Source organism: Burkholderia sp. Ac-20349, assembly GCF_017104865.1.
GTDB lineage: Bacteria > Pseudomonadota > Gammaproteobacteria > Burkholderiales > Burkholderiaceae > Burkholderia > Burkholderia aenigmatica.
Window position 1 is genome coordinate 1 of sequence record NZ_JAAGPM010000223.1, and the last position, 8,662, is coordinate 8,662.

The 8,662-nt window shown below is 68.8% G+C and carries 8 protein-coding genes and 1 pseudogene; all 9 read left to right on the top strand.

Annotated elements, in window-relative coordinates; translation table 11 throughout:
• A partial coding sequence (gene cheB, locus G3N61_RS36700; RefSeq protein ID WP_205824854.1) for a chemotaxis-specific protein-glutamate methyltransferase CheB occupies window positions 1-683 on the top strand: 683 nt, incomplete at its 5' end.
• 67 nt (window positions 684-750) lie between these two features.
• On the top strand, window positions 751-1,146 hold the full coding sequence (gene cheY, locus G3N61_RS36705) for a chemotaxis response regulator CheY (RefSeq protein WP_006485893.1): 396 nt from the start codon (window positions 751-753) through the stop codon (window positions 1,144-1,146).
• A gap of 1 nt (window position 1,147) precedes the next feature.
• Window positions 1,148-1,879, top strand: a complete 732-nt coding sequence (gene cheZ, locus G3N61_RS36710; protein ID WP_043185055.1) for a protein phosphatase CheZ — start codon at window positions 1,148-1,150, stop codon at window positions 1,877-1,879.
• A gap of 259 nt (window positions 1,880-2,138) precedes the next feature.
• Window positions 2,139-2,645, top strand: coding sequence for a DUF2844 domain-containing protein (locus tag G3N61_RS36715; protein WP_089449748.1), 507 nt, complete (start codon window positions 2,139-2,141; stop codon window positions 2,643-2,645).
• A gap of 16 nt (window positions 2,646-2,661) precedes the next feature.
• A complete protein-coding gene (locus tag G3N61_RS36720; RefSeq protein WP_089449700.1) occupies window positions 2,662-3,894 on the top strand; it encodes a DUF3443 family protein in 1,233 nt (410 codons plus the stop codon).
• 166 nt (window positions 3,895-4,060) lie between these two features.
• The gene (locus G3N61_RS36725) at window positions 4,061-4,573 is read left to right on the top strand and encodes a VOC family protein (protein WP_089449701.1); all 513 of its coding nucleotides are present in this window, start codon (window positions 4,061-4,063) and stop codon (window positions 4,571-4,573) included.
• Between the two features lie 509 nt (window positions 4,574-5,082).
• On the top strand, window positions 5,083-6,279 hold the full coding sequence (gene flhB / locus G3N61_RS36730; protein WP_043185065.1) for a flagellar biosynthesis protein FlhB: 1,197 nt from the start codon (window positions 5,083-5,085) through the stop codon (window positions 6,277-6,279).
• A gap of 79 nt (window positions 6,280-6,358) precedes the next feature.
• Window positions 6,359-8,458, top strand: coding sequence for a flagellar biosynthesis protein FlhA (gene flhA / locus G3N61_RS36735; protein ID WP_043185067.1), 2,100 nt, complete (start codon window positions 6,359-6,361; stop codon window positions 8,456-8,458).
• Window positions 8,455-8,662, top strand: a pseudogene (gene flhF, locus G3N61_RS36740) (flagellar biosynthesis protein FlhF); the annotation flags it as partial. The gene flhA and the pseudogene flhF, both read left to right, overlap by 4 nt.

Sequence of the window (8,662 nt, forward strand, 5' to 3'; positions counted from 1 at the left end):
GCGTGCGCCAGGCGCCGCAGCCGCAGGCCGTCGCACGCGCGGCGGCGGGCCAGCCGGCCGCGCCGATGATCAACAACCCGCTCGTCAGTACCGAGAAGCTGATCATCATCGGCGCATCGACGGGCGGCACCGAGGCGATCCGCGAGGTGCTGACGCCGCTGCCGCCGGATGCACCGGCCGTGCTGATCGCGCAGCACATGCCGCCGGGCTTCACGAAATCGTTCGCGCAGCGGCTGAACGGCCTGTGCCGGATCGCGGTGAAGGAAGCCGAGCACGGCGAGCGCGTGCTGCCGGGCCATGCGTATATCGCGCCGGGCCATGCGCACCTGTTGCTCGCGAGAAGCGGGGCGAACTATATTGCGCAACTGTCGGAAGAGCCGCCGGTGAACCGGCACCGCCCGTCGGTCGACGTGCTGTTCCGCTCGGCGGCGACCCACGCGGGCAAGAACGCGATCGGGGTGATCCTGACCGGGATGGGCCGCGACGGCGCGGCCGGTCTGCTGGAAATGAAACGCGCGGGCGCTCACACGTTCGCGCAGGACGAAGCAAGCTGCATCGTGTTCGGGATGCCGCGCGAGGCGATCGCGCTCGGCGGCGCGGACGAGATCGTGCCGCTCGCCGAGATGAGCCGTCGCGTGATGGCGCGCCTGGCGACGATGGGCGACCGCGTGCAGCGCGTTTGAATGGAATGTCACGGGGCGCGTGCCACGATACGCGTCCCGACGGAAACGAATCTGGAAAGGAACGACGATGGACAAGAGCATGAAAATCCTGGTGGTGGACGATTTCCCGACGATGCGCCGGATCGTCCGCAACCTGCTCAAGGAACTGGGCTACTCGAACGTCGACGAGGCCGAGGACGGCCTCGCCGGCCTGGCGCGGCTGCGCGGCGGCGGCTACGACTTCGTGATCTCGGACTGGAACATGCCGAACCTCGACGGCCTCGCGATGCTGAAGGAAATCCGCGCGGACGCGACGCTCACGCACCTGCCGGTGCTGATGGTCACGGCCGAGTCGAAGAAGGAGAACATCATCGCGGCGGCGCAGGCCGGCGCGAGCGGCTACGTCGTGAAACCGTTTACGGCCGCGACACTCGACGAGAAGCTGAACAAGATCATCGACAAGATGGCGAAGGCCGGGAGCTGACGTGAACGAGCCGATCCATGCCGCACTGACCGGCGCCGGGTTCAGCGCCGACGGCCAGGCCGAAGGCGCCGATTTCGCGAGCGACCGCATCCTCGCGCGCATCGGCCACGTCACGCGCACGCTGCGCGACTCGATGCGCGAGCTCGGGCTCGACAAGCATGTCGAGCGTGCGGCGGAAGCCGTGCCGGATGCCCGCGACCGGCTGCGCTACGTCGCGACGATGACCGAGCAGGCTGCCGTGCGTGTGCTGAATGCGATCGAGGTCGCGAAGCCGATGCAGGAGCGCATCCAGAACGAGGCCGAGGCACTCGACGCGCGCTGGGCGCAGTGGTATGCGGCGCCGATCGAGCACGCGGAAGTGCGCGAGCTGATGGACGATACGCGCACGTTCCTGCGCACGCTGCCGGAATCGACGTCGGCGACCAGCGCGCAACTGCTCGAGATCATGCTCGCGCAGGATTTCCAGGACCTGACCGGGCAGGTGATCAAGAAGATCATGGACATGGTCTACCTGATCGAGCAGCAGCTCCTCACCGTGCTCGTCGAGAACATCGCGCCCGAGCGGCGCGAGCAGTTCGCGGCCACCGCGGCCGCGCTCGCGGCCGAACAGATGAGCCCGACCGGCAGCCCCGAGTCGCTGCTGAACGGCCCGCAGATCGCGCCGGAAGGCAAATCCGACGTGGTCCAGGACCAGGAACAGGTCGACGACCTGCTCGCCAGCCTGGGCTTCTGACCCTGCCGCATGCATCGGCGCGCCATGTTTCGCGCGGGCGCCCGATGCACGCGTCACCGCGCCACCTTATCGTTTCCCCCCATCCGCCGCACGTGTGCGGCCCGGCGGTCCTGTGTCAAATTGACACTTCGATACACTCAGCAGGCATACTACGCGTCAGCAGCAACGTAGCGTCATCCGTACGATTTCATATGTTGGGAGGCGGCGCGGGCCCGATGGCCGCACCGCCGGCAACGAAGCCAGTCCCTTGGGGGGGAACGTGAAGCTGAAACGCTTGGGCTGGGCCGTCGCGCACGCGGCGGCTGCAATGGGTGTGCTGTGGAGCGTCCACGCACACGCGGAACTGGGCGGCGCGCCGATGTCGCCGCCGGCGGACGATCAGGCCGCGACCGTGCGCGCGTTGCAGCGCGCGATGCGTCCGGCAGACGGCGTGCAGACGACGAGCACGGCCGCCTATACCGTCCGCGAGATCACGCTCGGATCGGGCACCGTCATCCACGAATACACGTCGGCCGCCGGCAGCGTGTTCGGCCTCGCGTGGCGCGGGCCGACGATGCCGGATCTCGCGTCGCTGCTCGGCAGCTATTTCCCGCAGTACACCGCTGGCGTCCAGGCGGCACACCAGGCGCGCGGCTGGCGCGCGCCCGTGTCCGTCGACACGAGCGGCCTCGTGATCCGGACGGGCGGCCACATGGGCGCCTTCTCGGGCCAGGCGTGGCTGCCGACGGCGCTGCCTGCCGGCCTGGCCGGCACCGATATCCAGTGACAGCGGGAGAGCGATCTTGAGCATTCCTCGTACATTCAAGCGCTGGCTCGGCGTGCTGGGCCTCGCGGCGGCAACGGCCGTACTCGTGACGGCATGCGGCGGCGGCGACGGTGGCGGCGGCAACTCGGGCAACAACGGCAACAACGGTTCGGGCGGCTCGGACGGCAATTCCGGGAACAAGGCGGTCATCACCGTCAACTCGGGCGTCGCGAACGTGATCAACATCCCGACCATCAGCGTGAAGGTCTGCGCGCCGGGCACGTCGAACTGCCAGGTGGTCAACAACGTGCTGGTCGATACCGCGTCCTACGGGCTGCGGCTCGTCGGCAGCGCGGTGTCGGGCGTGCTCGGCAGCTTCCCGCAAGTGACGAGCGGCGGCGCGCCGGTCGCCGAGTGCGGCAAGTTCGTGACGAGCTATACGTGGGGTTCGGTGCGCACGGTCGACCTGTCGATCGGTTCCGAGCAGGCGAGCTCGCTGCCCGTGCAGATCATCGGCGACCTCGGCACGACGAACGTGCCGAACTCGTGCACGAACGGCGGCACGTCGGCCAATACGGCGAGCGCGCTCGGCGCGAACGGGATCCTCGGCATCGGGCCGGCGCCGGTCGACTGCGGCACGACCTGCGCGACGTCGACGTCGACGAGCAACAACTACTACGCGTGCCCGAACGGCGACAACGCGAACTGCACGGTCGCGCTCGTGCCGGTGGCGCAGCAGGTGGCCAACCCGGTGCATCGTTTCGCCGACAGCAGCGGGGTGAGCGTGACGATGCCGAGCATCTCGGATAGCGGGCAGGCCAGCGCAACCGGGACGCTGACGTTCGGCCTGCCCGACCTGACCGGGAAGACCGTGATGACGTCGACCACGACGGGCGACGTCAGCGCGACGTTCCTCGGGCGCAACGTGACCGCGTTCTTCGACACGGGTTCGAACGCGTATTTCTTCAACGATGCGGGGCAGACGGCCTGCTCGAAGAATCCGCAGTTCTACTGCCCGGCATCGCCGCCGGCCAGCTACTCGGCGACGCTGAGCGGCCAGAACGGCGTGGGCGCCACCGTGGCGATGTCCGTCGCGAACGCGGATGCGCTGTTCTCGAACTCGTCGACGTTCGCGTTCAACGACATCGCGGGCCCGTTCGGTTCGTCCAGCTGGCTCGACATCGGCATGCCGTACTTCTACAACCGGACGATCTACTTCGGGATGGACAAGACGGCGAGCGGCGGCGCACAGCCTTTCGTCGCGTTCTGACGCGGCACGGCCGGACACGGAACAAGGGGGCGAGCGATCGCCCCCTTTTTTTATCCGGCGGCCGTGCGCGGCACGACGGGTCGGACCGGATCGCCGCCGCGCGCGGGTCCAGCGCCTACGATGTAATACCGGCACTCGTCCGGCACGATATCGAGGAGGCAGCGCCATGAACCCGCGCATACAACGCATCACGCCGTTCCTGTGGTTCGACCGCGACGCCGAGGCGGCCGCCGGTTTCTACGTGTCGGTGTTCGACAACGCGCGCATCGTGCACGTCGCGCGCTACGGCAAGGCCGGTGCGCACGTATCCGGCAGCGCGGAGGGCGCGGTGATGACCGTCGTGTTCGAGCTCGACGGGCTGGCGTTCGTCGCGCTGAACGGCGGCCCGGTGTTCCAGATCACGCCGGCCGTGTCGTTTGTCGTCAACTGCCGGGACCAGGCCGAAATCGACCGCTACTGGGCGCGCCTGTCCGAAGGCGGCGACGAGCGCGCGCAGCAGTGCGGCTGGCTGCGCGACCGGTTTGGCGTGTCGTGGCAGGTCGTGCCGGTGCAGATGGCCGAACTGATGATGGGCGATCCGGCGCGCGCGGAGCGCGTGATGGCGCAGGTGATGACGATGAAGAAGCTCGATCTCGGCGCGCTGCAGCGCGCCGCGGCGGGCCAGGGCACGGGCCCGTGACCGGCGCGAACGGGCGCTAGACCGGTGGCCGGCCGTTGCGCATCGCGCGCGTCTGGTCGAGGAAGCGGTGGCCGGGCCCGTACGCGGTGCTGTCGATCCGGACGGCATCGGCCGGCGCCATCGACCGACACCGATTCGATCTCGACGACCGGCACGCACCAGGCCGCGCGGGCGCGTTCCGCCGGTTCGCCGCGCGCGTCGGCGCAGCGGAACACGAAGCTGGCGGGGAAATCCTGCGCGCGCAGGGTTTGCGTCGACCCGTTCCACGCATGGTGCAGGGCGATCGTGCCGGGGTGCGGCGCGTCAGGCGCCTGCGCACCGCCCGGCACGTTTTTCCGCCGCGCCACACACCGTTCCGTCCCCCTGTCGAGCCCCGTCCGCACCGGCTCGACCGATTCTTCGAAATACCCCCCTTTCCCGGCTTTGCTCGACCGATCGGCGTTTGACGCCTCCATGAATAATCGGTGTCACTGGAAAGCGGCATTCCGCCGTACCCGACTGGAGGCCCCGTGGCAGACGAGAGCGATCTCGACAAGACCGAAGCCGCCACTCCCAGGCGCCGCGAGAAGGCGCGCGAGGAGGGGCAGGTCGCGCGTTCGCGCGAGCTGGCTTCGTTCGCGCTGCTCGCGGCCGGGTTCTACGGCGCGTGGCTGCTCGCGGGCCCGTCGGGCGGGCATCTGCAGGCGATGCTGCGCGGCGCGTTCACGTTCGATCGTGCGACCGCGTTCGACACGAACCGGATGCTGTCGGCGGCCGGCAGCGCGAGCCTCGAAGGCTTCGCCGCGCTGCTGCCGCTCCTCGCGCTCACCGGCCTTGCCGCGCTGCTCGCGCCGATGGCGCTCGGCGGCTGGCTGATTTCGCAAAAGACGTTCGAGCTGAAATTCGACCGGCTGAACCCGATTTCGGGCCTCGGCCGGATCTTCTCGATCCAGGGGCCGATCCAGCTCGGGATGTCGCTCGCGAAGACGCTGGTCGTCGGCGGGATCGGCGGCATCGCGATCTGGCGCAGCAAGGACGAGCTGCTCGCCCTCGCGACCCAGCCGCTGGGCGTGGCGCTGCCCGATGCGCTGCACCTGGTCGCCGTGTGCTGCGGCACGACGGTCGCCGGGATGCTGGTGGTCGCCGCGCTCGATGTGCCTTACCAACTCTGGCAGTACAACAAGAAGTTGCGCATGACGAAGGAAGAAGTGAAGCGCGAGCATCGCGAGAACGAAGGCGATCCGCACGTGAAGGGGCGGATCCGCCAGCAGCAGCGCGCGATCGCGCGGCGCCGGATGATGGCGGCCGTGCCGAAGGCCGACGTGGTCGTCACGAACCCGACGCACTTCGCCGTCGCGCTGCAATACACGGATGGCGAGATGCGCGCGCCGAAGGTCGTCGCGAAAGGCGTGAACCTCGTCGCCGCGCGCATCCGCGAACTCGCGGCCGAACACAACGTGCCGCTGCTCGAAGCGCCGCCGCTCGCGCGTGCGCTGTATCACAACGTCGAACTCGAGCGCGAGATTCCCGGCTCGCTGTACTCGGCCGTCGCCGAAGTGCTCGCGTGGGTCTACCAGCTCAAGCGCTTCCGTTCGGAAGGCGGTGCGTTCCCGGCGGTGCCGGTCGATCTGGACGTACCGGCCGACCTCGACAAGGGTACGTCGGTGTCCGCCGACGACGAGCGCGACGAGCAGGAAGACAGCCTCGGTAAGGCAGGTACTGCATGATCAGCCCCCACGCTCACATTCGTTCGCTGCCCCCCGAGGGGGCGGCTGCCTCCCTTGGGGCGGCCCGGCGGGAGGCAGCATGAGCACCCCGACCGGCCTGTTCGCGAAGCGCCCGAACCTGCTCGCGGGGACCAACCTGCGCGCGCTCGCGGGCCCGATCCTCATCTGCATGATCTTGGGGATGATGATCCTGCCGCTGCCGCCGATGCTGCTGGATCTGCTGTTCACGTTCAACATCGCGCTGTCCGTGATGGTGCTGCTCGTCAGCATGTACACGATGAAGCCGCTCGACTTCGCGGCGTTCCCGAGCGTGCTGCTGTTCTCGACGCTGCTGCGCCTGTCGCTGAACGTCGCGTCGACCCGCGTCGTGCTGCTCGAAGGCCACACGGGGCCCGACGCGGCCGGCCAGGTGATCGAGGCGTTCGGCCACTTCCTCGTGGGCGGCAACTTCGCGGTCGGTATCGTCGTGTTCGTGATCCTGATGATCATCAACTTCATGGTGATCACGAAGGGCGCGGGGCGGATCGCCGAAGTGTCCGCGCGCTTCACGCTCGACGCGATGCCCGGCAAGCAGATGGCGATCGACGCCGACCTGAACGCGGGCCTCATCAACGAAGAGCAGGCACGCAAGCGCCGCCAGGCCGTGTCGCAGGAAGCCGAGTTCTACGGGTCGATGGACGGCGCGTCGAAGTTCGTGCGCGGCGACGCGATCGCCGGCCTGATCATCATGGCGATCAACGTGATCGGCGGGCTGATCGTCGGCATGGTCCAGCACGACATGACGTTCGCCGCGGCCGGCACGAACTACACGCTGCTGACGATCGGCGACGGCCTCGTCGCGCAGATCCCGTCGCTCGTGATCTCGACCGCGGCCGGCGTGATCGTGTCGCGCGTCGCGACCGACGAGGACATCGGCACGCAGATCACCGGCCAGCTGTTCACGAACCCGCGCGTGCTGACCATCACGGGCGCGATCATCGTGCTGATGGGGCTGATCCCCGGCATGCCGCACTTCGCGTTCCTCGCGCTCGGCGGCGGCGCGATCTGGCTGGCGCGCACGCAGACCAAGCGCGCGGCGGCCCGCAAGGCGGCCGGCGACGTGACCGACATCGCGCCGCCCGCCGTGCTGCCGTCGGACAGCCACGAGGCGACCTGGGACGACGTGCAGCTGATCGATCCGCTCGGGCTGGAAGTCGGCTACCGGCTGATTCCGCTCGTCGACAAGAACAGCGACGGCGAGCTGCTCAAGCGCATCAAGAGCATCCGCAAGAAATTCGCGCAGGAAATCGGCTTCCTGCCGCCGGTGATCCATATCCGCGACAACCTCGAACTGCGGCCGAACGCGTACCGGATCGCGCTGAAAGGCGTCGAGATCGGCGTCGGCGAAGTGTTCCCGGGCCAGTGGCTCGCGATCAACCCCGGCCAGGTGACGGCCGCGCTGCCGGGCGCCGTCACGCAGGATCCCGCGTTCGGGCTGCCGGCCGTGTGGATCGACGTCGCGATGCGCGAACAGGCGCAGGTGTACGGCTACACGGTGGTCGACGCGAGCACGGTCGTCGCGACGCACCTGAACCATCTGGTCGTCCAGCACGCGGCCGAACTGCTCGGCCGCCAGGAAGTGCAGGCGCTCGTCGAGCGCACCGGCAAGGACGCGCCGTCGCTCGTCGAGGACCTCGTGCCGAAGACGATCTCGCTGACGACGCTGCAGAAGGTGCTGCAGAACCTGCTCGAGGAAGGCGTGCCGATCCGCGACATGCGCACGATCCTCGAGGCCGTGTCCGAACACGCAGGCCGCGGCGACGCGTTCGAGATCACGGCCGCGGTGCGGCTCGCGCTCGGCCGCGCGATCACGCAGCAGTGGTATCCGGGCGCGGGCGAGATGCAGGTGATGGGCCTCGATTCGAATCTCGAGCGCGTGCTGTCGCAGGCGCTCGCCACCGGCGCGAACCCGGGCCTCGAGCCCGGCCTCGCGCACAACCTTCTGACCGGCACGCAACAGGCGATGCTGCGTCAACAGAATCTCGGGCTGCCGCCCGTGCTGCTCGTGCAGCACGCGCTGCGCGCGATGCTCGCGCGCTTCCTGCGCCGCAGCCTGCCGCAATTGAAAGTGCTGTCGTATGCCGAAGTGCCGGACACACGCACGATCAAAGTCGTTAACGTCATCGGGGGTTCCGCTTGAACATTCGCAAATTCACCGGCGCAACGAGCCGCGACGCCCTTCGTCTCGTGCGCGAGGCACTCGGCGCCGACGCGGTCGTGCTGTCGAACCGCACGCTCGATGACGGCAGCGTCGAAATCGTGGCACTCGCCGATTCGGACCTGGCCGCGGTGACGCCGCCGGCCGCGGCGCGGCCGCGCCTCGCCACCTCGCGCGCGCCGGAAT

Coding starts and splice junctions, on each gene's coding strand:
- cheY (WP_006485893.1), top strand. CDS start 751: ATGGACAAGAGCATGAAAATCCTGGTGGTGGACGATTTCCCGACGATG.
- G3N61_RS36725 (WP_089449701.1), top strand. CDS start 4,061: ATGAACCCGCGCATACAACGCATCACGCCGTTCCTGTGGTTCGACCGC.
- flhA (WP_043185067.1), top strand. CDS start 6,359: ATGAGCACCCCGACCGGCCTGTTCGCGAAGCGCCCGAACCTGCTCGCG.